The organism is Candidatus Dormiibacterota bacterium, assembly GCA_035532835.1.
In the GTDB taxonomy this organism is placed as follows: Bacteria; Vulcanimicrobiota; Vulcanimicrobiia; order Vulcanimicrobiales; family Vulcanimicrobiaceae; genus DAHUXY01.
This window is the reverse complement of record DATKQG010000035.1, coordinates 64,018-87,029: the sequence shown is the minus strand read 5'-3', so window position 1 is coordinate 87,029 and position 23,012 is coordinate 64,018. Positions and strand designations below refer to the sequence as shown.

Genomic DNA, 23,012 nt, shown 5'->3' with positions numbered 1-23,012 from the left:
CCGTCGCGTAGAGCCCTTCGTGCCGCTCCGCGGCCGCGAGGTGCGCATCTACGTCTGCGGGCTTACGCCTTCCGCCCAGGCGCATCTGGGCCACGCGCGATCGTTTTTGTTTTTCGACGTGCTGCGCCGGTATCTGGAGCATCTCGATTATGCGGTGACCTACGTGCAGAACGTCACCGATATCGACGACCGCAGCATCAATCGCGCGCGAGAGACCGGCGAAGATTGGCATGCGATCGTCCGCGGATATTATGCCGATTTCAAATCATCGATGGCGCGCTTGGGCGTGCGCGAACCGGATTTCGAGCCGTACGCGACCGCCTATATTCCGCAGATTCAAGGCATGATCTCGGCGCTCGTCGCCGGCGGTCACGCGTACGTTACCGCCGACGGCATCTACTATCGGGTGAGCACGTTTGCGAAATACGGAGAGCTGAGCGGGCGCAACGTCGAAGAATTGCAGGCTGGAGCCCGCATCGAAATCGACGAACGCAAAGACGACCCGCTCGATTTCGCGCTGTGGAAGTTCGCCAAACCCGGCGAGCCGAAGTGGACGTTCGACGGCTTCGGTGACGGCCGCCCCGGCTGGCATATCGAGTGCTCGGCGATGTCGCACGCGCTCCTCGATCCGGACGGCGTCGGCTTCGACATCCATGGCGGCGGCGCGGATCTGATTTTTCCACACCACGAGAACGAGATCGCACAGAGCGAACCGCTGATGGCGCATCCTCCGATGGCGAACGTGTGGGTGCACGGTGGCCTGCTGCTCTTCGATAATCGTAAGATGAGCAAGTCGCTCGGTAATTTTGAACCGCTTTCGACGATTCTCGATCGCTACGATCCGGCCGCGATTCGCTTGCTGTTCCTGCGAACGGGATACAGCAAGGTGATGAATTTCACCGACGAGTCGATGGCGTCGGCGAGTGCGGAGCTCGAGCGCATCAAGCGCGCGTATCGCGCCCTCTCGGATGGGGCGACACCGACGGCCACCGATCTGCATGCGACCGGCCTGATCGCGCGGATCGAAGGAGCCCTCGATGAGGACATGAATCTCGCCGTCGCTCTGGCGGAGCTGCTGGCCTTTGCGAATTCCTACGAAATGCACGCCGCTCGCGCCGGCCGCGATGCGGCGCTCTACGAATTCTCCTACGCGTTGACGTTGCTCGGCATCGCCCCGCAGCCTTCGTGGTGCGAGATTCCGGCGCTCGAACTGCCGGCCGATTTGCCGGAACGTTTGAAGGTAACGCTCGGCGATGCCGTCGCGCTCGACGGATGCGAGCCGCAGGCGGCACTCGCGATGGTGATCGATGCGCGCAATCAAGCGCGTGCGGCGAAGGATTGGGCGAAGTCCGACCGGCTTCGCGATGCACTCTTACAGTGCGGTATCGTCCTCAAGGACGCGAAAGGTGAAACGACATGGACGCTCGCCGGATAAACCGCCCGCGGGGCCCCGGGCCGTCCCGCGTACCGAAACTCGATTTTGACGATGTGATGTACGGCATTCACGTCGTGGAAGAAGCGCTTGCGGCCGGAGAGGCGCTGCGCGAAATTCGCGTCTCGGACGAGCGTAAGCGCGACCCGTTACTGCGGGCAATTCTCGCGACCGCGAAAGAACGCGCCATCCCGGTGAAATTCGAGCAGCGCGCGTTCTTTAACAACTTGCCCTTCAAGACGCATCAGGGCGTCATCGCGATCGCGCCGCCGTTCGAATACGCGGATTTGAGCGACGTCTTGCACCATCGGCGTCGCACCGGGCACATACTGCTGGTCTTGCTCGATCACCTCACCGACCCTCATAACGTCGGCGCCATCGTGCGCACGGCGGAGTGCGTCGGCGCCGACGCGGTCGTTCTGCCGGACCGTCGTTCGGCCGGGGTGAACGCGACGGTTCGTAAGGCCGCGGCCGGTGCAGCCGAGCACCTGCCGATCGTCAAGGTCGCGAATATCAACGAGGCGATCCGAACGTTGAAGAAGGCCGGGGTCTGGGTAGCCGGGGCCGACGCCGGCCCGGAGGCCGTGCCCCTGGGCACCGCCGATTTCAACCGCGACCTCGCCATCGTCATCGGCGCCGAGGGGGAGGGCCTCGCCCAGCTCGTGCGCCGCGAGTGCGACTACCTGGTGAGCATCCCCCTGCGGGGCAAGACGGAGTCCCTCAACGCCTCGGTAGCCGCAGGGGTCCTCCTCTACGAGGCCCTGCGCCAGCGCGCCTAGCCCCGGGCAAGCAGGCATGCAAGGGCCCCGACCGTCGTCCTTGACGCTGGAGGTCAGCCCTTCTATACTAGGCAGGATGTGCCGCGCCCGACGGGCCACGGCCTGCGTTTTTCGGCACGTCGTACCCAAGAGGCTGATCGATTATGGCAATGACTCATCCTGCAACGGATGGTCTGGAGTACCACGAACGAGCTGACGAAGAGCTCGTGGCTATCGCGAAGACCGGCGATAATCTCGCGATGGAATATCTGCTCAACAAGTATAAGAATTTCGTCCGCATCAAGGCGAAGAGTTACTTCTTGATCGGCGCCGACCGTGAGGACATCATCCAAGAAGGTATGATCGGCCTCTATAAAGCCGTTCGCGATTTCAAGGCCGACAAACTCTCGAGCTTTCGTGCGTTCGCCGAGCTCTGCATCACGCGTCAGATCATTACCGCGATCAAGACCGCGACGCGTCAGAAGCACATTCCGCTCAATCAATACATCTCGCTCAACAAGCCGATCTACGACGAGGATAGCGAGCGAACGCTACTCGACGTCATGGCGTCACAGAAGACGTCGGACCCTGAAGAGTTGGTCGTAACGCAAGAGGTCTCGGACGACATCCGTCAACGGATTCGCCAGAATCTCTCCGAACTCGAATCGCAAGTGCTCGAGTCCTATCTCGAAGGCAAGAGCTATCAAGAGATGGCGCGCGATCTCGGTCGCCACGTCAAATCGATCGACAACGCGCTGCAGCGCGTTAAGCGCAAGATCGAGAAGAATCTCTCGGAGTTCGAATTTCAGTAAAACCGGTTCACGAACACATGTGATAAGGGAGGCGGCCGCAAGCGGCCGCCTCCCTTATCACATCTAGGCTCGTTCGTGCGGGCTGCCGCCCAGCGCGAGGATCACGCGCGCATAGAGAGCCTCACGCTCTTCGACCGGGTCGAGGACGAATGTCTGGGTAGCTCCTCCGGCGCCCTGCGGAACGATGCTGACCGTCACCAACCCTTTCGCGCAGATATCCAGGCAGCCCGTATTAATCGCGCGTATCCGTTTGCCGTAGCCGGCCTCTTTGAGGCGCTTCTTGAGCCAATCGCGCAGATCGAAATCGCCGATACGCTTTGCAACGTCGGGCGTCTCATCCGGAATGCGCTGCTTGTAGCATTTTTCGCAGACCAGGACAGCGCCCGATTCGAGCCATTTGGGTTGGACGTCTTGCATGGAGGCTTTCGCGATAACGGATGGAGCCGACGGTGGGATTCGAACCCACGGCCCTTCGCTTACAAGGCGAAAGCTCTACCCCTGAGCTACGTCGGCATGGTGAGGCGGCGTGGTGCGTCCTTCGCTTCCACGGCTTGCGCGCGCCTCCTTCGCTACGTGCGGAGCATGACGCGGGCGGCGTTCCAGCCGGCTGCGCCCATGACGCCTCCGCCGGGATGCGCGGCTGCGCCGCAGAGAAACAGGTTTTTCAGCGGAGTGTTATAGCTTGCGTAGCCGGGAACGGGGCGAAACATGAAGAGCTCGTGTACCGGCATCGAGCCTTGAAAAATATTGCCGCCGGTGAGGCCGAACGTGGTCTCGATATCGACCGGGCTGAGAATCTGCCGATCGATAACCGAGCCGGTAAAGCCCGGTGCGTACTGTTCGACGATCGCGAAGCAGCGATCGGCGAAGTCGTTTTTGATCGCGGTTGTCCACGGGCCGTCTTTAAGCGTGTACGGCGCATATTGCACGAACATCGACATCAGGTGTTTGCCGTCGGGTGCGACCGTTGAGTCTACGCTGGACGGAATCGTGCACTCTACCACGGGAGCCTTGGACGGGTATCCATACTTCGCATCGTCGTACGCGCGCTCGATGAAATCTTGGTCCGGACATAAATGCACGGTACCGCGATGCTGCGGACCCGATTCGGACCCGGGGCATGCGGTAAAGTTCGGCAATCGCTCGAGCGCGACGTTGATCTTTACCGAGGCGCTGTCGTAGGGAATGCGCGCGACGGCCGCGCGGAAATCGTCGGGAAGCGTTTGCGGGTCGAGGAACTTCTCGAACGTGAGGTGGCAATCGACGCCGCTGGCAATCTGCTTGGCGGTGAACTCGTCTCCATTTGCGAGCGCGACGCCCGTCGCGGCGCCGTCTTTGGTGAGAATCTTCACGACCTCGGCATCGGTGCGAATCTCAACGCCGAGCGCGGCCGCCGCCTTCGCGAGCGCTTGCGTGAGCCCACCCATGCCGCCGCGAACGTAGCTCCATACGCCGCGCTTACCATTCGTTTCGCCCATGACGTGATGGAAGAGCACGTACGCCGTCCCCGGCATCGAGGGCGCCATGAACGCGCCGATAATCGCATCGGTCGCAAGCGTGCCTTTGAGCTGTTCCGATTCGAACCAGCGGTCGAGGATCGGTCGTGCGGCACCGGTCAACACTTCGATCGCTTCGCCCATGTTTGTGCCGAGTTTCTGCAATTTGCGCCCCATCGATCCCATCTGCACCAAATCGCCGAGTTTCGGACGCAACAGATTCGGCGGAATCTGCGTCAGGGTCGGCTCGACCACCGAGGCGACGCGTTCGAGCATCGCCTCGTATTTGGGATACTGCTCCGCATCGCGTTTGCTGAATTTCGAAATCTCGCGGACGTCGCTCTGCTTATCGGCACCGAGCATGAGGTAACGGCCGTCGAGGAACGGGGAGAACGATGCCGGATTGCGCTCGACCGCTTCGAACCCGAACTCCTTCAAACGCAGATCGCGAATGATTTCGGGACGAAATAAGCTGTTGACGTACGCTGCGGTCGAGACTTTGAATCCCGGGAAGGTCTCCTCCGTCACGCAAGCCCCGCCGACGATGTACCGCCGCTCGAGCACCAGCACCTTACGCCCCGCGCGTGCCAGGTAGCAGGCGGTGACCAGTCCGTTATGGCCGCCGCCGATCACGATCGCATCATAGTGGGATTGCATACGGCGCTGGTCGTTCGACCGGGGCGTCTTTTTTTCCGGTTGCGAGGAGTGCGGGCCTATGGTATCGTACCGAGGTCAACCGTGCCCCGAGGGGGCGAATGTGGGTAGGTGGCCGAGTGGTTAATGGCACCAGACTGTAAATTTGGCTCGCGAAAGCGATACGCAGGTTCGAATCCTGCCCTGCCCACCAGTTCCTTTCGCGGGCGTTGCATAATGGTAGTGCTTCTGCCTTCCAAGCAGACAGCGCGGGTTCGATTCCCGCCGCCCGCTCCAGTTCGCAAGCCGTTGTAGCTCAGTGGTAGAGCACCTCCTTGGTAAGGAGGAGGCCACGGGTTCAATCCCCGTCAACGGCTCCATCCGCCCTCCCTACATGCGATGCAATCCGAGCAAGCGCTGCGCCGCGTGCGCAGGTCGGTTTGGCGGGCTTGGGTAAGAGCATGGTCGATGAAGCGTTCAACATTTGTCAGCAGCGCGGCCGGTGCGATGATCGTTACGGCGCTCCCCCCGCTTTCGAAGCGAGCGTTGGCGAGCGACGTGGTCGACTACAGTTTGACGGCAGCACCGTTTACATTTTCTCCGTCAGCAGGTACCGCGTTCGCATCGCTGGCTTACGATGGGCATCTGCCGGGCCCGTTGCTTCGTGTGACGCACGGCCAGCGCGTACGCGTCGCGTTCACGAATAAGACCGATATCGATACGACGATTCATTGGCACGGCATGATTCTTCCGAACGACATGGATGGGGTCGCCGGCGTCACGCAACCGCCCGTGAAGCCGGGCGGAACGTTTCTGTATGAATTTGCGCCGAATCCGCCGGGTACGCGGTGGTATCACGATCACGCGGGCCAACTCGGCACGGTGCGCGGTCTCTTCGGGATGTTTATCGTCGACGACCCGCACGACACGCCGGCCGATCGCGAGTTCGCGCTCGTCTTCCACGACGTGCCGAGCATGGAAAGCGTCCACGCGGCGATGCGCGGCACCAGTTCCGCACCGATGGTCGATCCGCCCGGATCGGTCGAGAATGCCGAGATGGCGGCGAGCATGTCGATGCCGGGCATGACGATGTCGGACATGGACATGAGCTCGATGAAGATGGGCGACGAAGTGGCCTATCGCGCGCACTGTATCAACGGCGCAAGTTACCCCGCGACGCAGCGCTTGCAGGTGAAGGTCGGCGATCGCGTTCGCTTGCGGATCCTCAACGCGAACCCCACGCAGACACGGTACATACGGCTGGCCGGCCATCGCCTGCGCGTGACGCACAGCGACGGCAATCCGCTCGAACGTCCGCTCGAAGTCGACGTACTGCGCATCGGTGTCGCGGAGCGATACGATGCATGGTTCGAGGTGACCAAACCCGGCGCGTGGCTCCTCCAGGGTCTCTCCGTCGATCCGCTCGTCTATCAACAAGCGTGTGTGGTCTCGACGCCGGGCATGGAGGGCGCGGCTCCGATGGGGAGCCCACCGAGCATCGCGGGGCTCGATGTCTTCAGCTACGAGAAAGCCGGCGGGATCGGTAGTGCCGTCGACGAGCGTGGGGTAACGAAGCGGGTTCCGATGCTGCTCGGCGGCGGCAAATACGGCTCGTCGATTTGGTCGATCGATGGTAAGCAGTGGCCCAACACGCCGAAGATCGACGTGCGTCGCGGCGATCGCGTCCTGGTGAGCTTTACCAATAAGACCGATATGGATCATCCGATGCATCTGCACGGCCACACGTTTCGCATCGTCTCCATCGACGGCAAGCCGCTCGCGCGCCCGCTCGCAAAAGACGTTTCGCTGGTGCCGGCAAACGGCGGCACGCTTAGCTGGATTTTCGACGCGGACTCGCCGCCCGGCCGGTGGTTGCTGCACTGCCACAACGAGATCCACATGATGGACGGCATGATGACCGAGGTTCGCTACCTCACGTCGTAAAAAAAATGGGCGCCCGACTCGCGGGCGCCCGATGGAAATTCGCAGCTTTGGCTTAGTGCGACTGGCGACGAACCACCGAATTGAGGCGAACCGTCACGATCGAGCCAGCCGGAACGGTCATATTCTCGCGATTGTTCTTGGCGATCATATAGCCGCCCGCGAGCCCAACCAGGCCGCCACCGCTGGCATGAAAGATCGTCTTGCCGATCGCGTTACCGACCAACATGCCGCCCAAAGCCCCGGCCGCTTCTTTCAAGGTGTTGTTCTTCGTATTGGCCTGCATGCCGGTCACGGTCGTGTCGACCGTGTAGTACGCGCCGTTCGGCAAGACCAGGGTGCGGAAATGCATTGCCAGCTTGGCCGCCCGCCCCTGTCCCGCGCGCTGTACTTCGGTGACGTTGCCGAAGAGCTTCCCGCGCACGACGCGCCCGCTGCCATCCGTCGACGTCACGTTGACGAGGGTTACAGGTTGGCCGACGTAGGCGTTCGCCGAATTGACGTCCGACGTCAGCGTCCCGTTGACGGTCGTGCCGGAATAGACTTGGGCGGACGCGCCGCCGATCGCTAGAGCAAAGGCGGCAACTAGAGCCGCAAATCCGAGTCGTATACGCATTGGTGGTGAACTCCCGTTACAATAGCAGTGGTGGTGATCTACCCGATCGTCTCTACGAAGGTACCCATTAAGGCTTCCAGTCCAACCCTATCTCCGGCAGAAAAGCGAGCGAGCGTCGGACTGTCGATATCGAAGACGCCGCGCCGTTCGCCGCCGAATAGGAGTGGGATAACGATTTCGCTCGCCGAGGCCGAGTCGCACACGATATGATCACTGTAGGTTGAAACGTCGTCGATGACGACCGTAGTTCCGCTCGTGAACGCCGCGCCGCAAACTCCCCGGCCGCTCGGCAGGCGCGTGCACGCCGGCCGCCCCGCGAATGGTCCCAGGACCAGTTCGCCGTCGGCTTGGGCAAAATAGAAGCCGGCCCAGTTGAGACCCGGGACCTCGTGGTAGATGAATGCCGCGCAGTTCGCGGCGTTCGCGATGAAGTTGGGTTCGCCGCTCAAGAGCGCCCGCAACTGAGCGCAAAGCAGGTCGTAGTCTGGCTCCATGGGCCGTGAATGCGCCAAGAGGATGGGAAAATCCGCGTCGGAGCCCGGGCTGGAGCAAGGGTTCGAGTCCGAGCGCTCGCGAACAAGCCGTGGGCCGGAGGACCTATTGTGATGGAGCACGCGAAGGTAGGCGGGCGTTCGCAACCGGGAAGCGATCGACTGCTGATGCGCCAGGCAGCCACGTTATTAGCGGCCGATCTTTCGCTTGGAGAACTCTTCGAGCGGCTCACCGAGATGCTGGCCGAGTACATCGACTCGTCCGTCGTCTTCATCGCCCTCGCCCGTCCCGATGGCCGGCACTCCATCGAGTATCTCTACGATCACGGCGATATTCGCCGCTACCCGCATATCGCATTGCCGCAGGGTTCGCGAGCGCGGGAAGTGATCCGTCGCGGCACGATCATTTGGGGCAATTCTCCGGACGTTTGGGCTCCTGCCGGCAGCACGGCGATCAACTTGGACCGCCCGTGGACGAACGACTCGCTCTCCGCCATGTTCGTTCCGATGACGGCGGGCGGTGCGACCCTCGGCTGCCTCTCGGTCCAGAGCGTTCGCGGGCAGGCCTACGAGCAGTTCGAAGTCGATTCGGTCGCGGCCATCGGGCACTTTCTCGGCGTCGCCGTCCAGAACCAACGGATGTACCAGGAGCTGCAGCGCACCGCCGAGTACGATCGCCTGACCGGCCTCGCAAACTACGCGAAGCTCTCCCGCGAGATCGACGCCGCGATCGGCCAAGCGACATCCACCGCCCCGGCCGCGATCGTGACGTTCAACATCGTCAATTTCACGATGTTCAATGAAGTCTACGGATATATCGAGGGCGAGAGCGTCCTTCAGCGCGTCGCCGACGCTTTGCGCGAATTCGACGACGGCGGCACGTTGGTGGGGCGTTCGGGGAGCGACAGTTTCATGGTGCTATTGCGCGCGGGCACGTCCGATACGGTTCGCCCGGCCGTTGCGCGAATTTGGCAACGCCTTTCGGAACTGGCTTATGTGTCGCGCGATCAAAATGTGCCGATTAGCCTGGCATGCGGTTACGTTCTTGCGCCGCTCGACGGTGGATCGAGGCACGAATTGCTCGCGCGATGTGCGCAGCGCACCCGCCGAAGCCGCATGCGCGCGTGCGAACCCATCGGCCCGGGGAATGAAGAGGTCCTCGCCTTGCATGCGTCATTCGAAGGTTTAGAGACCGTTTTGCAAGCGATGCTCGATCGCGATCCCTATACGCGAATGCACGCACTTCACGTGCACGGCGTGGCGAAGGAGTGGTCGGAGTATAACCTCGCACTCGATCGCGCGGCGCTCTCGACGTTCTTGCAGGCCAGCTTGTTGCACGATATCGGAACGCTGCTCTTACCGGACTCGGTCGTCGTTCGCCCCGGACGCTTGGATGCGGAGCAGCAAGCCGATATGCGCCAGCATGCCGCATTCGGACGGTCGATCTTAGCCGGACATAGCGGCTACGAGACGGTCGCCGAGATCGTCGGACAGCATCACGAACGCTGGGACGGTGCCGGATACCCGGATGGAATCGCAGGTGAAGCGATCCATCCGTTGGCGCGGGCGATCTCGATTTTAGAGGCGTTCTGTTCGATGATTTTCGATCGCCCCTACCATCGCAGCACGAGCGAGGACGCCGCGCTGATCGAACTTCAGCGGTGTAGCGGTTCGCAGTTCGACCCGGCTCTGGTCGAGCGATTCGTGAGTTGGCGCGAATCGCTCGCAACCCGATAGGCGTTACGGCGTAACGCTAACCGGAATCGTCGCGGTGTTGCCGCTAGCGTCACGCAGAGCGATCGTGCATGTGCCGCCCCCGAGCGGCGTGATCTCGAGCGCCAAATCGGCCGCCGTAGACGCGACGACGGTAACCGACGCAACTCCGCCGCAATCGCTATTCGACGAGACTTGGGCTGCGGACGTTGCGAGTGCCAATCGTGCATGCGCCGCACCGGTTCCGTGCAACTGTAGCGCCGTCGGCTGCGTGAGGATGGCGCTCGTCGTCGCCGCCGCCGGTTGGCCGGCCGCGCTCGGCCACATCGATCCATCTTCGAACCGTACCGATGCGATCGTACACTGCACCGCGGGCTTGCCGAAGAGTTGTTGAAGCACCGAGGGAAGCGCGAACTGCCCGCCTCCCGCCTTGTAGCGGTGATGGATTTCTATGCCGGGAGCAAACGACCCGACGTCGCGGATAACGCTGTTCTGGCCGTTGATCGAGGTGGCGATGTTCACCACGGTTGCGGTCTTTGAGGACTCGTTGGTGAACTGCGCGTCGAGGCCGACGATTTGGCTCGCGATGCTGTCGGTACTCGAATACATCAAGCTGCACGAGTTCAGCGCGACCGGGGCGCCGGGCGCCGCCGATAGGGGGCCGGCAAGTGCCAGCACGAGCGAGAGGCAAAGGCCGGCGGTCAGGAGCGAGTAAGCATTACGCATGCTCGGTTGATTGGCGTTCCGAGAGGGTGTCGTCCTCTTTACGGATGCGAACGGCTAGCAGGCCCGCGTTCAAAAGGGAAAAGCCCAGAGCGACCCACGGTTCCCCGAGCGCGAGCGGAAGTACCGCGATCTCGCCGGCGACCACCACGTAGTTAGGGTGGCGGATGAAACGGTATGGGCCGCGGCGCACCAGCGGGGCGCCGGGAACCGTGATGAGCCGCGTCGTCCAGAACGGCCCAAGGCTTCGAATCGCCCAAACGCGCAGGCCTTGAAGCGCGAAAAAAACGGCGACGAGCCAGCCGTTCGGCTCGACGGATCGGGGCAGATACGCCAGCAGAGCGATCAGCCAGCTTGCGTGCAGCAAGATGAAGAGCGGATAGTGCTCGGCGCCGGCTTCGACGCCGCCGGCCGCAAGGAGCCGGCGGGTATTGCGCCGCGCATAGAAAAGCTCGACGCCGCGTTGCACGGCCACGAATGCGACGAGCGCCAGCGCCGCGATCATGGGTATTCGAGGAGCGTGAACGCTGCGGTAAAGCCCGGTCCCATCGCGCTGACCAGCGTGTGCCCGCAGCGCTCCGGCGTTAATGCGCCGCGCCGCATCGCGCGCTCGACGACGAACATCACCGTGGCTGCGGACATGTTTCCGTACGAACGCAGGATCTCGCGCGAATCGACCAATGCTCCCGGAGCTAGGCCGAAGACGTGCTCGAGCGCTTCGATCACTTTCGCGCCGCCCGGATGCGCGAGCAACTGTGTGACGCCGGCACGCGAACGCCCGAGCGGAGCGAGAAAGTCATCCAATACGCGGCCGAATTCGGTCTCGACCAACGCCGGAATGTCGCGTGAAAAGATCGCTTTCATTCCTTCGTTTTCGACTTCCCATCCCATCACGTCGAGCGTTTGCGCAAACGTGTACTCGCCGCTCGCGACGATCGCGGGGCCTTCGCCGGTCGTACTGAGAATCGCCGCCCCGGCACCGTCGGAGAAGAGCGCCGTTGCGACGATATTGCTCTTGGAGAAATCGTCACGCCTGAACCAGAGCGCGCAGAGTTCGACGACCAGCAAGAGTACGCGCGTCCCGGGATTTGCGCGAGCGACGTCGGCTGCGCGGGCCAAGCCCAAGGCCCCGCCCGCACAGCCCAGGCCGAAGATCGGCAAGCGTTTGCACGTGCGTCGGAAGCCCATGCGCTCGATCAAGCGCGCGTCCAGGCTAGGCGTCGCGATCCCCGTCGTGGAGACCACGACGAGCGCGTCGATATCTTCGATGCGTAGTGCCGCCTCCTCGAGAGCCCGGTTCGCTGCCGATTCGAGCAACGCGAGCGCGGATTCGATGTAGAGCGTGTTGCGATCGGTCCAATCGTGGGGCTCGTAATACCACTCGATCGGCACGCATGAGAAGCGGCGCTCGATGCCGGTGTTCGCAAAGACAGGCAGCAGGCGTCCGATGCTCGACGAGCGGCTCCCAAACTGAGCGTTGACCCGTTGCGTAACATCGTCCTGATCGAGTTCGAACGGCGGTACGGCGGTCGCGATGGCGAGAAGGCGAGGATGGTGCTCCATGGGCGGTGGTTCCACGCGCGCCAGGGTTCGCCTCGACGTCGCGAAAGTACCGAACGGATGCGGCATATCGCGTGGTTTGGTGCGATACTCCTGGCGTTCGCCGGCTGTAGTGCGCGGCCGGCCTTCCAACCGCACGTGCTGCGGATTGCCGATGCATCGGATCCGGCCTCCCTCAACCCGTTGTTAGCGCACGATCAAACGACGATCGGTTACGATCTGCTCGTAACGCAGACGCTGGTGGGGCTGGATGCGCGCAACCGCTTGGTGCCGATTTTGGCACGCCGCGTACCGACGCGCGCTAACGGAGACATCTCGAAGGACGGCCTCACGATTCGTTACCGCTTGCGACGCAACGTGCGTTTTGCCGACGGCGTGCCCTTCACGTCGGCCGACGTCGCGTTTACCCTGCGAGCGATCTTAGATGCGCGCAACCCCGTCCTCTCGCAAGACGCATACCGACGCATCGCATCCCTTCGCACACCCGATGCGCACACCGTCGTCATCACCCTTAAACGACGCTGGAATGCGGCCGTTCGCGAACTCTTCGCGGAATCGGACTTTGCCTTTGGGATCCTTCCCGCGCATGCGTTTGCGTCGACCGATCTCTCCCACGCGCCTTGGGAGGACCATGCGTTCGGGACGGGACCCTTTCGCGTGACGCACTGGCAGCGCGGCGGGCGAATCGTCCTAGAACGCAACCCCTACTTTCGGCCGCGTCCGAAGCTCGATCGCATCGTGCTGGAGATGATGCCCGACATCGACTCGACGTTCGTCGCACTACGGACGGGCGGAGTCGATACGATGATGCTCGATGCCGATCAAGTCTCCCAAGCCCGAGCGCTGCCCGGTATTCGCGTGCTTCGCACCCCGCTCAACGGCGTCATGTGGCTGACGCTGCAGAGCGGCTCCGGCCCGACCGCCGACCCGCTGGTCCGCCGAGCGATCGCGCGGGCGCTCGACGTCGGCGAGATCGAGCGCAGGTACCACGGGCTCTTCCCCCGGGCCGCCAGCTTCATTCCGCCGGTCATGGCGGGGTTCGACGCGCATCTCGCTCCGCCGCATCAGAATCTCGTCCGCGCCGGCCGGTTGCTCGATCGGGCCGGCTGGCGCCTCGTGCACGGCGTGCGAGTAAAGGCGGGCAAACCGCTGCGGCTCCTCTTCGTCACCGAACCGGGGCCATTGGCCGGCATCGAGCCCATCGTCCAGCGCCAGCTCGCCGCCGCCGGCATCCAAACCACGATCAAATCCTACCCGACGGCGACGTTCAACGCCCCCAGCGGACCCGTTCGGAGCGGCCGATTCGGCATATCGGCGGACGGGTTCATCGGCGGGTCCGACCCCGAGCAGTCGGTGGTCTTTGCGTGCGGCCAAATCGGGCCCGACGGAAACAACATCGCTCGGTTCTGCGACCCCGCCTTCGATGCGCTGTACGCCGATCAGGCTACGACCGGCAGCGAGGAACGCCGCAGGGCGGACTTCGTGGCGATGCAGCGCTCGATAGCGACCGAGCGGCCGATCGTTCCCCTTAACGATTTACTCGACTTCGATGCCCTCTCGGGGCACGTCCACGGCTTTGCCCGGAACATGCTCGAATATCCCGTGGCGGCGGAGGCCTGGGACGTCCGCTAGGCGTAGCAGATTGCGGGAGCCGCGTGCGGCCGTAGCTCAATAGGATAGAGCGGTCCTCTCCTAAAGGACAGGTTGGTGGTTCGATTCCACTCGGTCGCAGATCTCGCCCGGGCGTGGCGGGAACCCGGTTGCGCTGGGAAAAGCCATGTGATAGCATAGGTTGCCGAACGGACCGCCGGTCCGTTTATTTCATGTTCGTGGGAAGTAGATGGCTAAAAAAGAGAACCGCGTAATGGTCGTGATGGCCTGTACCGAGTGCAAGCGTCGCAACTACAATACACAGAAGAACAAGCAGAAAACGACCGATCGGTTGGAGCTGAGCAAATATTGCCGCTTCTGCCGCTGCCATAAACCCCATCGCGAAACCAAGTAGCGATACAATAGACCGGCATAGCGCCGTAACCATCCGGCCGCAGGCCGAGGAACGACCGGCCTAGGGCCGGTGAAGGTTCGGCGCAGCCGAACCCTCTAGGGCGGTAGCTCAATTGGTAGAGTTGTCGTCTCCAAAACGACCGGTTGCAGGTTCGAGTCCTGTCCGCCCTGCCAAGTTTTCCCAGGAGACAACGTTTAGGTGAACGACCAGAAGAAGAGTGCGATGACCCGGAGCGTATCGACGGCGAGCAAACGCGCGCAGGCGGTCGGCGGCCAGGATTTTGTCCGCGGCGTCATCACCGAACTTCGTCGCGTAACGTGGCCCACCCAAGAGGAATGGGTCTCCGCAACCATCCTGACGATCGGGCTCGTGGTCGGCATCGGCCTCTTCACGTATCTCGCCGATCAGCTTTTCGGATGGGTGTTCAGCGTGATTCACCCGCAGAATTTCTAAAAAAGAAGTACGTTGAACACTATGTCAGAGATCGAACAGCACGAACACGTCGGCCTTGAGGCCGATCTGGCTGCCGCGGACGCGACGCTCCAGGCTCCCGAAACTCCCGAAGCCGAACTCGATGCGTCCGCCGAAACGCACGAAGCTGCGGCCCCGCGTCCGGCCACTCCCAAGGATGACCGGAACTGGTTCGTGATTCACACCTACTCCGGGTACGAAAATAAGGTTAAGGCGAATCTCGAACGCCGTATTCATTCGATGGGTATGCAGGACAAGATCTTCCGCGTGCTCGTTCCGATGGAAGACGAAGTCGAGTTCAAAGACGGCAAGCGCAAGATCTCTCCGAAGAAAGTGTTCCCCGGCTACGTCTTGGTCGAGATGATCATGGACGACCAGTCGTGGTACGTCGTGCGCAACACGCAGGGCGTCACCGGCTTCGTCGGCAGCCCGGGCCCCGGTGAGAAACCGGTGCCGCTTCAAGATAAAGAAGTCAAGACGATTCTCAAGCAGATGGGCATCGAAGCGCCCAAGCTCAAGATCGACTTTGCCAAGGGCGACCGCGTCAAGGTTACCTCGGGCCCGTTCTTCGACTTCACCGGTGTGGTGGACGAGATCGCTCCGGAAAAGGAACGTCTGCGCGCGTTGATCTCGATCTTCGGCCGCGAGACGCCCGTCGAACTCGAGTTCTTCCAGGTCGAAAAAGTCTAGTCGGCCGAACCTTTCTCGCGCGCACGACCCCGGCGCGCGAGATTGCAATCGGGGGCAGAAGCAGCGCATTTGCGTTGCATCGCTAAGGAGACATCATGGCCAAAAAAGTTACCGGTAAGATCGGTTTACAACTCCCTGCGGGCAAAGCGACGCCCGCGCCGCCGGTCGGTCCGGCGCTCGGGCCGTACTCCCTGAACATCATGGACTTCTGCAAGCAGTACAACGAGCGTACGGCGTCGCAAGTCGGTATGATCATTCCGGTCGAGATTACGGCATACGAAGACCGCACGTTCACGTTCATCACCAAGACGCCGCCGGCGTCGTTCCTCATCAAGCAGGCGTTGAAAATCGAATCGGGTTCCAAGGAGCCCAATCGCAATAAGGTCGGCAAGCTGACCCAAGCGCAGCTCGAAGAGATCGCCAAGGTGAAGATGCCCGACATCAATGCGAACGATATGGACGCCGCAAAGAAGATCATCGGCGGCACCGCTCGTTCGATGGGTGTGGAGGTAGCTGAATAATGCCGCAGCATCACGGAAAGCGATTCAATAAGCTCGCCGAGAGCATCGATAAAAAAGCGCTCTTCTCGATCGCCGAAGCTATCGAGCTGATCAAGAAGAACGCCAACGCGAAATTCAACGAAACGGTCGAAGCGCACATTCGTTTAGGCGTCGATCCGAAGAAGAGCGACCAAAACGTGCGCGGCACGGTGTTGCTCCCGCACGGAACCGGCCGCACCGTTCGCGTCATCGCGTTCGCCAAAGGCGATAAGGCCAAAGAGGCGCAAGAAGCCGGCGCAGATATCGTCGGCGATCAGGATCTCATCGACAAGCTCAAAGCCGGATTCACCGAATTCGACGTTGCGGTTGCGACGCCGGACATGATGGCGGCGGTCGGTAAGGAGCTCGGACGCATCCTCGCTCAGAAGATGCCGAACCCGAAAGCCGGCACCGTCTCCGCCAACGTCGGCAATGCGATTCGCGACATCAAAGCCGGTAAGGTGGAGTACCGCCTCGATAAGACCGGGATCATTCACACGATCGTCGGCAAGGCGAGCTTCGATCAAGCGCAGCTGCTCGAGAACGTCAGCACGTTGATGGATGCTATCGTTCGCGCCAAACCGGCGGCGGCGAAGGGCACCTACCTCAAGAGCGTTACGCTTGCGAGCACGATGGGCCCGGGCGTCAAAGTCGATCCGAACCGAGTGAAAGTCACAGCCTAACCACCTCGCGTATCATAAAACGAGGGCCCCGCTTGCAGAAGCGGGGCCCTCGTTTTCGTTCGCGGAGGAACGGGGTACTTAGAAGGCTGCGGTGCCATTCGGGGTTCCCCAGCCGGTCGGTCCATCGTAACCCACGCCCGCGTTGCAGATGTAGAGATACGACGACGAGCAGGTTCCATTGCTGCCGCTCGTGACATCGTTGAGCGCAGACGTGCCGCCATGGGCCCAGATGCCTTGCGCGGCATTCTGCGTCGACGCATTGCCCGCCAGGGCGAAGACCGATGCGGTCAGCGGGCTGGAGACGCTGGTACCGCCGAACACGAGCCAGCCGGACGCGCCCTGATAGGCATAGCTATCGTATACCGCGACGCCCGTATAGGGATCGGCCACGGCCGAGACGTCGGCCTCGGAACGCATCGTGCAGCCCTTGTCGGTCTGCCACGAGGGCTTAGTGACGTACTTGCTGCAGCCGCTTCCGCTCCCGCTCCAAGCGGTCTCGCTCCATCCGCGGGTCGTGCTGGAGCGCGAAAGGCTGGTGCCTCCGACGCAGACGACCGTTGCATACGAACACGGCTGCGATGCGCCGGTGCCGGAGTCGCCGGCGCTCGCGGTGATGATGATTCCGGCGTGGGAGTATGCGGAGTTGGTGGCGCCCGACTCCGAGCCGCCGTAACTGTTGCTGATCTCGGTTGCGTGCAGCGCCGCCGCTTCGTTTACCGCGGTGTCGAGATTGGCGTTGGTTGCCGAGCTTGCTTCAACCAAGATGATGTGGCAGTTCGGGCAGATTGCCGAGACCATATCCAAGTCGAGCGATTCTTCTTGAGCCCAGCCGCCGTTATTCCGAGGCAGCTTCGTGGTGCTTCCGCTCTGGCTCACCTGCTTGAAGCAGCCATTCGCAACGGTGCACGGGGGCAGCCCGTAGGTCGAGCGGTAGACGGCGAGATCCGATGCCGCATTGGGATCGTTGTACGCATCGACGATGGCGACCGTCTGCCCCGATCCGGCGGTCGAGGACGGCAGGGCGTATGCCGATTGCAGATCCGACGGCCCGTAGCCGGCCGGAGTCGTCGTCGCGGCAAGGTGTGCTTGGGCCGGGGCATTCGGATTGCCGCCGCCGACGTCGGTGCGATACATGGCGTAGCACACGACGTTGTCGCCCGGCAGAAGGGTGGCACAGGATTGCGCGGTGTTGGCTTGTGCCGTCGGCAACTGTGAGACGGCGCCGGCCTGTGGCAGCGCCGACTGGCCGCCGGAGCTACACGCGGCCAGCAGGGAGGCCGCGAGGACGGCCACGATGATGCGAAAACGATACTGCACGAAGTGAGATCCTCCACACTCGTTGAAAGAATGGCGCAGTGCGCCTCATCTCACTCTACAGCGATCCGCCGTTTGTCATAAGTGCAAAATGCACTTAGATAAAAGGCCCTACAGGAGCGTGACCTTCCCGCTCGCGAGGTGATAGATCCCGCCCGCGATATGCAGGGTACCCGCTCGGACCGCCTCGGCTACGATGGACGAGTGGCTTGAAAGCTTGGTCACGTTATCGCGCACGTTCTGCTCGATGGCGTTTTCGGTCCAGTCCCCATGAGCGCTCTTGCTTTGCTTCACGGCCGGAACGATGGCGTTGACGATACTCTGGATGTGTCCCGGATAGTTGGTGCCGCTCTTGACGTGCTTGACGGCGGATTTCACCGCACCGCAGTCGGTATGGCCGAGAACGAGGATCAACGACGATTTCAGTACGGCGACCGAATATTCGACCGAGCCGATGCCGAAGTCACCCAGGACGTTCCCCGCCTCGCGAATGCCGAAAATATTGCCGGGAATTTGATCGAACACCGTCTCGACCGGCACGCGCGAGTCGGAGCAACTCACGAGGATCGCAAACGGGTTCTGCGATTCGGCCAATTCCAGGCGTCGGGCCGTGAGCGGCGGGCATATCGCCTTATCGGCCACGAACCGGGCGTTCCCGGCCATCAGCTTCTCGAGCGCGGTTTTGGATGCATCGGGCATAGCCGTCGCTTCAAACGGGAACCCGACCGAGGAGCCGGCCAGGGCAGCCAGCGCGAGGCCGCTCCGGGCGAGAAAGGATCGGCGAGGCAGGCTGGGGAGCAAGCGCATGTGTGTGGCCTTTCTGGAGCAGATCGCTCGGTTCGCTTAGTCCCGCGGCGCAGGGTCCCCTTTTGGGAGCTGGCACAAGTGCTTGCGCGGCCCGGGAGCTTGTGATACGATGCCCGACGGCTCCGAAGACCGTTGGTGATCGCTCGTCGATCTTAATTAACGCCAACCGAGGACGTACGAACAACGAGTCCCTATCGTTCGATTGATGTAGCGATGACTCTGCGTGAAGGCGCCCTCCGGACGGATGGAGCGCTTTTTTTATTCACAAGAAAGCGACACACACGTCATGCCAACCGCACGTAAAGAAGCCGCGGTACAAGACCTTCGCGATCGGCTTGCCGTTTCGCAGAATCTGTTTCTGACCGACTTTGCCGGCCTCACCGTTGAAGAGATAACCAAACTTCGCGGCGAGCTGCGCAAGGACGGCAGCACGTATGCCGTCGTCAAGAACACGCTTTTCAAGATCGCTGCCGGTGAAGAGATCACCGGGCATCTCGATGCGTATCTTGCCGGCCCTACCGGTATCGTCTTCGCAGGCACCGACCCGGTCGCGCCTGCTAAAGCAATCAAACAGTTCGGCGATGAGGCTAAGAAACTCGGCATCAAGGCGGCGTATATCGACGGCAAGTTCGTCGATGCCAAACAAGTTCTGGCGCTCGCCGCGCTTCCGCCGAAATCCGAGCTGCTCGCCAGGCTCGTCGGTTCGCTTGCAAGCCCGTTGCGTGGTCTAGTGACCGTGCTCTCGGGCAATCAGAGCGGACTTGTCCGTGTGCTCAATGCTATCCGCGAGCAAAAAGATGCCGCGGGTTCGAACGCCTAAAGGAGACTATTTCGTATCATGGCAGTTGCAGAACTCATCAACCAAATCGATCAGCTCACCGTGCTCGAGCTTGCGGACCTCGTCAAGCAGCTCGAAGAGAAGTACGGCGTTTCGGCTGCGGCTCCGGCCGCGATGATGGCCGCACCGGTCGCCGCCGCACCGGCTGCCGAGAAGACCGAATTCGACGTGATCCTCGCGGAAGCGGGCCCGGAGAAGATCAAGGTCATCAAGGCCGTTCGCGAACTCACGAGCTTGGGTCTCACCGAAGCTAAAGCGTTCGTCGAGAGCGCTCCGAAGGCCGTCAAAGAAGGCGTCACCAAAGACGAAGCCGAGTCGGTCAAGAAGAAGCTGGAAGAAGCCGGCGCAAAGGTCGAAATCAAGTAAATCGACCCGCTACGGCGAAGATCTACGGGAGCGCAAGAGCGCTCCCGTTTTTTTATGCCGTGGATGAGGGTGCAGGTGAATACACAATTGCCCGCCGGTGTGACCGGTACGACGCTGTTGATTTGGATCGTCCTGATCGCGCTTATCGTCTTCCGGGCGTCTCGGCCGCAGAAGATCGGCGTCGTGCGGATGTGGGTCTCGCCGATCCTCTTGATGGCCCTGGCCGGATTCGCGATCTATGCGACGGAGCGGCTCCATCCGACGCCGCTTTGGGAAGTGGCGATCGCCGTCATCGTCGGCTTAGCCGCCGGGATTCCGATCGGCGCGCTGCGGGGGCGGCACACGGAGGTCCATGCCACGGAGAAGCACGGCGTGATGCTCCTGGGCGCTTCCTGGGCTACCGCGCTCCTCTACGTCGGCGCGTTCGCGTTGCGCTTTGCGATTCGTTTGGTCGTGCCGCTTACGAGCCCGGCCGGTACGGCCGTAGGCGATGGTTTGCTCGCCTTCGCGATTGCGATCGTCGCCGCCACATATTTTGTCGTCTATCGAAAATACGAAGTACTCGACCACCCCACTAGCGCTACAGGGGCGTTGCCGAACTCACGTTTGGATTGAAGCGTCCGAAAGTGGCCGGATCGGCGCGAAATTCGGCTTCCAAATCGGAGACGCGATGATCGTCGCGCGGATGGTCTGAGAGCATCTCCAACGGCACGCCGCTGGGCTTGCTTTCGAAGCGTTTCATCAGCCAGACCATGCCCCACGGGTTGTATCCGGCCCGGGCGCAAGTATAGGCTCCGGCGTGGTCGGCGTTGGTCTCGACCTGTCGCGAAAATTTGGCCGCTTCGGCGTTGGCCCCAAGGCCGATCACGGTCTGCGCGAGGCCGCTATTGCCGACCAACGCACCCAGAATGCCGCCGACCAATCCGATGGTTTGATACTTCGGATTGAGATTGACGACGTCGTGATGGATATCGTGCGAAACTTCATGGCACAGCACGCCGGCCAGTTCTTCTTTGTTTTGCGCGAACGTCATCATCGAGGTTGTTACGTACACGTTTCCACCCGGCACGGCGAAGGCGTTTGGGCCGCCGTCATTGACTAATACAAAATGGAACGGCATGAAATATTGCCGGTCGGCCACCTGCGCGATGCGGCGCGCGATCGGGTCTAGGATGTTGTAATAGGGCGACTGGGTCACGATTTTGCCCTGCTGCGCCAACTGCTGGTACTCTTGCTTTCCGATGGCGAGTTCTTGCTGTTGCTGCTGCGTGTATGCCGCGGCGGGGACCAGGGATGCCGCTACGAACGCGAGCGTTAGGGCGGTTGCGGTTGAAATTCTCGTGAACATCCTCGTGTATCAATCCTATTCTCGGTACCTAGATCAACGTAACGTCGTCTTTCCCCGTTTCGCATGGACGGAAACGAGGCGCCTTGGGGCTTTTTCGCACCCGGTGCGGGACGCTCGGTGAGGGGCGGCTAACTCCAGGATCGTGAGCGCTTGGGATACGCGCCGGATTCGAAAAAACCAGCGCCTGGCGCGCGCGGCGAGCTACGTCCGTTCCGGCGTTTTCGAAAGCGGCGATGCGGTCGCGGTCCTCGAGTCGGTCCTCGAGCCGGGCGACCGCGTGTGCGTCGAGGGCAACAATCAAAAGCAGGCGGACTTGCTCTCGCGGGCGCTCGCATCCGTCGATCCCGAACGCGTCCACGATCTCCATCTGTTGATCTCGGTCTTAGGCCGCCCCGAGCACATCGAGCTCTTCGAACGCGGTATCGCATCGCAGGTAGATTTTTCGTTCTCCGGCCCGCAATCGCTGCGGCTAGCGCAGCAGGTTGCCGACGGACGCGTGCGGATCGGCGCGATCCATACCTATCTCGAACTCTTCGCGCGGTATTTCGTCGATCTCACGCCGGATATCGCGCTCGTTGCCGCGGACGAAGCCGATGCGTCGGGGAACCTTTATACCGGGGCCAATACCGAGGAAACGCCCACCATCGTCGAGGCGACCGCGTTTCGTAACGGCGTGGTGATCGCGCAGGTCAACCGCATCGTCGATCGCGTCACGAGGGTGGACGTTCCGGGCGATTGGGTCGATCTGGTCGTCGTCGCGGACCGTCCGTACGAAATCGAACCGCTCTTTACGCGCGATCCCGAGCAGATCGACGACGTGCAAATTCTGATGGCGATGATGGTAGTGCGCGGCATCTACGAGCGGCATCGCGTACGCACGCTCAACCACGGCATCGGCTTCGATACCGCCGCAATCGAGTTGATTCTTCCGACCTACGGCGAACGATTGGGTTTGCGCGGCGAGATCTGCACGAACTGGGTGCTCAACCCGCATCCCACCCTGATTCCCGCGATCGAAAGCGGTTGGGTACAGAGCGTGCATAGCTTCGGGGGCGAGCTCGGCATGGAGCGGTACGTGGCCGCGCGCCCCGACGTCTTCTTTACCGGACGTGACGGATCGCTGCGTTCGAACCGCGCGCTCTCTCAAAATGCCGGAATGTACGCGACGGATCTCTTTATCGGCTCGACCTTGCAGATGGACCCCGACGCAAACTCTTCGACCGCAACGCTCGGGCGTATCGCGGGCTTCGGCGGTGCACCGAATCTGGGCAACGATCCGCGGGGCCGGCGCCACCCGTCGCAGGCGTGGCTCGAGATGACTTCGTCGACGCACGAGATTCGGCGCGGTCGCAAAATCGTCGTGCAACTGGTCGAGACGTTTCGCGAGAGTGGCGTGCCGACGTTCGTGGAGCATCTCGACGCGGTAGCACTCGGCCGGATGGCCGGTTTTCCGATCGCGCCCGTGATGATCTACGGCGATGACGTAACCCACGTCGTCACCGAAGAAGGCATTGCCTATCTCTACAAGGCTAGAGACGTCGACGAACGCCGTGCCGCTCTGGCCGCCATCGCCGGCGTCACGCCCGTCGGCCTGTTGGCCGATAGTACCCGCACGCAGGAACTGCGACGTGACGGCGTGGTTGCGTTTCCCGAAGATCTCGGGGTCGTGCGCGGCGAAGCGAAGCGCTCGCTCTTGGCCGCGCGTTCCATACGCGACCTCGTCACGTGGTCCGGCGGATTGTACGAGCCGCCGAAGCGATTTCGGAGCTGGTGATG

Annotated in this window: 25 protein-coding genes and 6 tRNA genes; 20 read left to right on the top strand and 11 right to left on the bottom strand. The window is 62.0% G+C overall.

What is annotated here, in order from left to right; genetic code table 11:
- Window positions 1-19: 19 nt before the first annotated feature.
- The 3 genes from cysS to sigH all read left to right on the top strand — a co-directional run bounded on the left by cysS (window position 20) and on the right by sigH (window position 3,002).
- Window positions 20-1,435, top strand: a complete 1,416-nt coding sequence (gene cysS, locus VMW12_04905; GenBank protein ID HUZ49066.1) for a cysteine--tRNA ligase — start codon at window positions 20-22, stop codon at window positions 1,433-1,435.
- Window positions 1,417-2,211 carry a 23S rRNA (guanosine(2251)-2'-O)-methyltransferase RlmB gene (gene rlmB, locus VMW12_04900; protein ID HUZ49065.1) on the top strand — a complete coding sequence of 265 codons (795 nt, stop codon included), beginning with the start codon at window positions 1,417-1,419 and terminating at the stop codon, window positions 2,209-2,211. Before cysS ends, rlmB begins: the two co-directional genes overlap by 19 nt.
- A 143-nt stretch (window positions 2,212-2,354) precedes the next feature.
- Window positions 2,355-3,002, top strand: coding sequence for an RNA polymerase sporulation sigma factor SigH (sigH, locus tag VMW12_04895; GenBank protein ID HUZ49064.1), 648 nt, complete (start codon window positions 2,355-2,357; stop codon window positions 3,000-3,002).
- Between the two features lie 63 nt (window positions 3,003-3,065).
- Here the strand turns inward: sigH and VMW12_04890 are convergent, their stop codons facing one another.
- From VMW12_04890 to VMW12_04880, 3 genes are all read right to left on the bottom strand, one after another.
- Window positions 3,066-3,419 carry a (2Fe-2S) ferredoxin domain-containing protein gene (locus VMW12_04890; GenBank protein ID HUZ49063.1) on the bottom strand — a complete coding sequence of 118 codons (354 nt, stop codon included), beginning with the start codon at window positions 3,417-3,419 and terminating at the stop codon, window positions 3,066-3,068.
- A 21-nt stretch (window positions 3,420-3,440) separates the two neighbouring features.
- Window positions 3,441-3,515, bottom strand: a tRNA-Thr gene (locus VMW12_04885).
- Between the two features lie 56 nt (window positions 3,516-3,571).
- Window positions 3,572-5,155, bottom strand: coding sequence for an NAD(P)/FAD-dependent oxidoreductase (locus VMW12_04880; GenBank protein ID HUZ49062.1), 1,584 nt, complete (start codon window positions 5,153-5,155; stop codon window positions 3,572-3,574).
- 102 nt (window positions 5,156-5,257) lie between these two features.
- Here VMW12_04880 and VMW12_04875 point away from each other — a divergent pair.
- From VMW12_04875 to VMW12_04860, 4 genes are all read left to right on the top strand, one after another.
- Window positions 5,258-5,345: transfer RNA gene (locus VMW12_04875), tRNA-Tyr, on the top strand.
- Window positions 5,346-5,354: 9 nt separating this feature from the next.
- A tRNA-Gly gene (locus VMW12_04870) sits at window positions 5,355-5,428 on the top strand.
- 8 nt (window positions 5,429-5,436) lie between these two features.
- Window positions 5,437-5,511: transfer RNA gene (locus VMW12_04865), tRNA-Thr, on the top strand.
- Window positions 5,512-5,599: 88 nt separating this feature from the next.
- Window positions 5,600-7,075 (top strand): multicopper oxidase family protein, encoded by a 1,476-nt coding sequence (locus VMW12_04860; GenBank protein ID HUZ49061.1) that lies wholly within the window; start codon window positions 5,600-5,602, stop codon window positions 7,073-7,075.
- Window positions 7,076-7,127: 52 nt separating this feature from the next.
- Here the strand turns inward: VMW12_04860 and VMW12_04855 are convergent, their stop codons facing one another.
- Together VMW12_04855 and VMW12_04850 are read right to left on the bottom strand one after the other, a co-directional pair.
- Window positions 7,128-7,688 carry a glycine zipper domain-containing protein gene (locus VMW12_04855; protein HUZ49060.1) on the bottom strand — a complete coding sequence of 187 codons (561 nt, stop codon included), beginning with the start codon at window positions 7,686-7,688 and terminating at the stop codon, window positions 7,128-7,130.
- A 38-nt stretch (window positions 7,689-7,726) separates the two neighbouring features.
- Window positions 7,727-8,182, bottom strand: a complete 456-nt coding sequence (locus VMW12_04850; GenBank protein HUZ49059.1) for a GAF domain-containing protein — start codon at window positions 8,180-8,182, stop codon at window positions 7,727-7,729.
- 111 nt (window positions 8,183-8,293) lie between these two features.
- Between VMW12_04850 and VMW12_04845 the strand changes: the two genes are divergently transcribed.
- Window positions 8,294-9,916: an HD domain-containing phosphohydrolase gene (locus tag VMW12_04845; protein ID HUZ49058.1), complete on the top strand. Its 1,623-nt coding sequence runs from the start codon at window positions 8,294-8,296 to the stop codon at window positions 9,914-9,916.
- Window positions 9,917-9,919: 3 nt separating this feature from the next.
- Here VMW12_04845 and VMW12_04840 read toward each other — a convergent pair whose 3' ends face one another.
- The 3 genes from VMW12_04840 to VMW12_04830 are packed head-to-tail and all read right to left on the bottom strand — an operon-like array spanning window position 9,920 to window position 12,178.
- Window positions 9,920-10,618 (bottom strand): hypothetical protein, encoded by a 699-nt coding sequence (locus VMW12_04840; GenBank protein HUZ49057.1) that lies wholly within the window; start codon window positions 10,616-10,618, stop codon window positions 9,920-9,922.
- Entirely contained in the window at window positions 10,611-11,120 is a 510-nt protein-coding gene (locus VMW12_04835) for an isoprenylcysteine carboxylmethyltransferase family protein (GenBank protein HUZ49056.1), read from the bottom strand. The genes VMW12_04840 and VMW12_04835 overlap by 8 nt, the downstream gene beginning before the upstream one ends.
- On the bottom strand, window positions 11,117-12,178 hold the full coding sequence (locus VMW12_04830) for a type III polyketide synthase (protein ID HUZ49055.1): 1,062 nt from the start codon (window positions 12,176-12,178) through the stop codon (window positions 11,117-11,119). Before VMW12_04830 ends, VMW12_04835 begins: the two co-directional genes overlap by 4 nt.
- Before the next feature lie 57 nt (window positions 12,179-12,235).
- Between VMW12_04830 and VMW12_04825 the strand changes: the two genes are divergently transcribed.
- The 8 genes from VMW12_04825 (at window position 12,236) to rplA (ending at window position 16,563) form a co-directional block, all read left to right on the top strand.
- A complete protein-coding gene (locus VMW12_04825; GenBank protein ID HUZ49054.1) occupies window positions 12,236-13,807 on the top strand; it encodes a peptide ABC transporter substrate-binding protein in 1,572 nt (523 codons plus the stop codon).
- Between the two features lie 25 nt (window positions 13,808-13,832).
- Window positions 13,833-13,906 (top strand) — tRNA-Arg (locus VMW12_04820).
- Window positions 13,907-14,015: 109 nt separating this feature from the next.
- Complete coding sequence (gene rpmG / locus VMW12_04815) at window positions 14,016-14,180, top strand: 50S ribosomal protein L33 (GenBank protein HUZ49053.1); 165 nt, start codon at window positions 14,016-14,018, stop codon at window positions 14,178-14,180.
- 97 nt (window positions 14,181-14,277) lie between these two features.
- A tRNA-Trp gene (locus tag VMW12_04810) sits at window positions 14,278-14,353 on the top strand.
- A 25-nt stretch (window positions 14,354-14,378) separates the two neighbouring features.
- Window positions 14,379-14,633, top strand: a complete 255-nt coding sequence (gene secE / locus VMW12_04805; protein HUZ49052.1) for a preprotein translocase subunit SecE — start codon at window positions 14,379-14,381, stop codon at window positions 14,631-14,633.
- Between the two features lie 192 nt (window positions 14,634-14,825).
- Window positions 14,826-15,341 carry a transcription termination/antitermination protein NusG gene (gene nusG, locus VMW12_04800; GenBank protein HUZ49051.1) on the top strand — a complete coding sequence of 172 codons (516 nt, stop codon included), beginning with the start codon at window positions 14,826-14,828 and terminating at the stop codon, window positions 15,339-15,341.
- 95 nt (window positions 15,342-15,436) lie between these two features.
- Window positions 15,437-15,862, top strand: a complete 426-nt coding sequence (gene rplK, locus VMW12_04795) for a 50S ribosomal protein L11 (GenBank protein ID HUZ49050.1) — start codon at window positions 15,437-15,439, stop codon at window positions 15,860-15,862.
- Entirely contained in the window at window positions 15,862-16,563 is a 702-nt protein-coding gene (rplA, locus tag VMW12_04790; protein ID HUZ49049.1) for a 50S ribosomal protein L1, read from the top strand. The genes rplK and rplA overlap by 1 nt, the downstream gene beginning before the upstream one ends.
- A 78-nt stretch (window positions 16,564-16,641) precedes the next feature.
- Here the strand turns inward: rplA and VMW12_04785 are convergent, their stop codons facing one another.
- A complete protein-coding gene (locus VMW12_04785; GenBank protein ID HUZ49048.1) occupies window positions 16,642-17,880 on the bottom strand; it encodes a S53 family peptidase in 1,239 nt (412 codons plus the stop codon).
- Between the two features lie 108 nt (window positions 17,881-17,988).
- Entirely contained in the window at window positions 17,989-18,684 is a 696-nt protein-coding gene (locus VMW12_04780; GenBank protein HUZ49047.1) for a carbonic anhydrase, read from the bottom strand.
- Window positions 18,685-18,970: 286 nt separating this feature from the next.
- Here VMW12_04780 and rplJ point away from each other — a divergent pair, with 286 nt between their 5' ends.
- The 3 genes from rplJ to VMW12_04765 all read left to right on the top strand — a co-directional run bounded on the left by rplJ (window position 18,971) and on the right by VMW12_04765 (window position 20,503).
- Window positions 18,971-19,504, top strand: coding sequence for a 50S ribosomal protein L10 (rplJ, locus tag VMW12_04775; GenBank protein HUZ49046.1), 534 nt, complete (start codon window positions 18,971-18,973; stop codon window positions 19,502-19,504).
- 18 nt (window positions 19,505-19,522) lie between these two features.
- Window positions 19,523-19,888 (top strand): 50S ribosomal protein L7/L12, encoded by a 366-nt coding sequence (gene rplL / locus VMW12_04770; protein HUZ49045.1) that lies wholly within the window; start codon window positions 19,523-19,525, stop codon window positions 19,886-19,888.
- Between the two features lie 75 nt (window positions 19,889-19,963).
- The gene (locus tag VMW12_04765; GenBank protein ID HUZ49044.1) at window positions 19,964-20,503 is read left to right on the top strand and encodes a hypothetical protein; all 540 of its coding nucleotides are present in this window, start codon (window positions 19,964-19,966) and stop codon (window positions 20,501-20,503) included.
- Here the strand turns inward: VMW12_04765 and VMW12_04760 are convergent.
- Window positions 20,469-21,236, bottom strand: a complete 768-nt coding sequence (locus VMW12_04760; protein HUZ49043.1) for a M48 family metalloprotease — start codon at window positions 21,234-21,236, stop codon at window positions 20,469-20,471. The genes VMW12_04765 and VMW12_04760 overlap by 35 nt on opposite strands.
- Before the next feature lie 142 nt (window positions 21,237-21,378).
- Between VMW12_04760 and mdcA the strand changes: the two genes are divergently transcribed.
- Window positions 21,379-23,010, top strand: coding sequence for a malonate decarboxylase subunit alpha (gene mdcA / locus VMW12_04755; GenBank protein HUZ49042.1), 1,632 nt, complete (start codon window positions 21,379-21,381; stop codon window positions 23,008-23,010).
- The last annotated feature ends 2 nt before the right edge of the window (window positions 23,011-23,012 follow it).

Coding starts and splice junctions, on each gene's coding strand:
- VMW12_04880 (HUZ49062.1), bottom strand. CDS start 5,155: ATGCAATCCCACTATGATGCGATCGTGATCGGCGGCGGCCATAACGGA.
- VMW12_04890 (HUZ49063.1), bottom strand. CDS start 3,419: ATGCAAGACGTCCAACCCAAATGGCTCGAATCGGGCGCTGTCCTGGTC.
- VMW12_04835 (HUZ49056.1), bottom strand. CDS start 11,120: ATGATCGCGGCGCTGGCGCTCGTCGCATTCGTGGCCGTGCAACGCGGC.
- VMW12_04855 (HUZ49060.1), bottom strand. CDS start 7,688: ATGCGTATACGACTCGGATTTGCGGCTCTAGTTGCCGCCTTTGCTCTA.
- sigH (HUZ49064.1), top strand. CDS start 2,355: ATGGCAATGACTCATCCTGCAACGGATGGTCTGGAGTACCACGAACGA.
- rlmB (HUZ49065.1), top strand. CDS start 1,417: ATGGACGCTCGCCGGATAAACCGCCCGCGGGGCCCCGGGCCGTCCCGC.
- VMW12_04850 (HUZ49059.1), bottom strand. CDS start 8,182: ATGGAGCCAGACTACGACCTGCTTTGCGCTCAGTTGCGGGCGCTCTTG.
- rplA (HUZ49049.1), top strand. CDS start 15,862: ATGCCGCAGCATCACGGAAAGCGATTCAATAAGCTCGCCGAGAGCATC.
- VMW12_04830 (HUZ49055.1), bottom strand. CDS start 12,178: ATGGAGCACCATCCTCGCCTTCTCGCCATCGCGACCGCCGTACCGCCG.
- rplJ (HUZ49046.1), top strand. CDS start 18,971: ATGCCAACCGCACGTAAAGAAGCCGCGGTACAAGACCTTCGCGATCGG.
- VMW12_04760 (HUZ49043.1), bottom strand. CDS start 21,236: ATGTTCACGAGAATTTCAACCGCAACCGCCCTAACGCTCGCGTTCGTA.
- VMW12_04780 (HUZ49047.1), bottom strand. CDS start 18,684: ATGCGCTTGCTCCCCAGCCTGCCTCGCCGATCCTTTCTCGCCCGGAGC.
- VMW12_04840 (HUZ49057.1), bottom strand. CDS start 10,618: ATGCGTAATGCTTACTCGCTCCTGACCGCCGGCCTTTGCCTCTCGCTC.
- rplK (HUZ49050.1), top strand. CDS start 15,437: ATGGCCAAAAAAGTTACCGGTAAGATCGGTTTACAACTCCCTGCGGGC.
- rplL (HUZ49045.1), top strand. CDS start 19,523: ATGGCAGTTGCAGAACTCATCAACCAAATCGATCAGCTCACCGTGCTC.
- VMW12_04860 (HUZ49061.1), top strand. CDS start 5,600: ATGAAGCGTTCAACATTTGTCAGCAGCGCGGCCGGTGCGATGATCGTT.
- VMW12_04825 (HUZ49054.1), top strand. CDS start 12,236: ATGCGGCATATCGCGTGGTTTGGTGCGATACTCCTGGCGTTCGCCGGC.
- rpmG (HUZ49053.1), top strand. CDS start 14,016: ATGGCTAAAAAAGAGAACCGCGTAATGGTCGTGATGGCCTGTACCGAG.
- VMW12_04845 (HUZ49058.1), top strand. CDS start 8,294: ATGGAGCACGCGAAGGTAGGCGGGCGTTCGCAACCGGGAAGCGATCGA.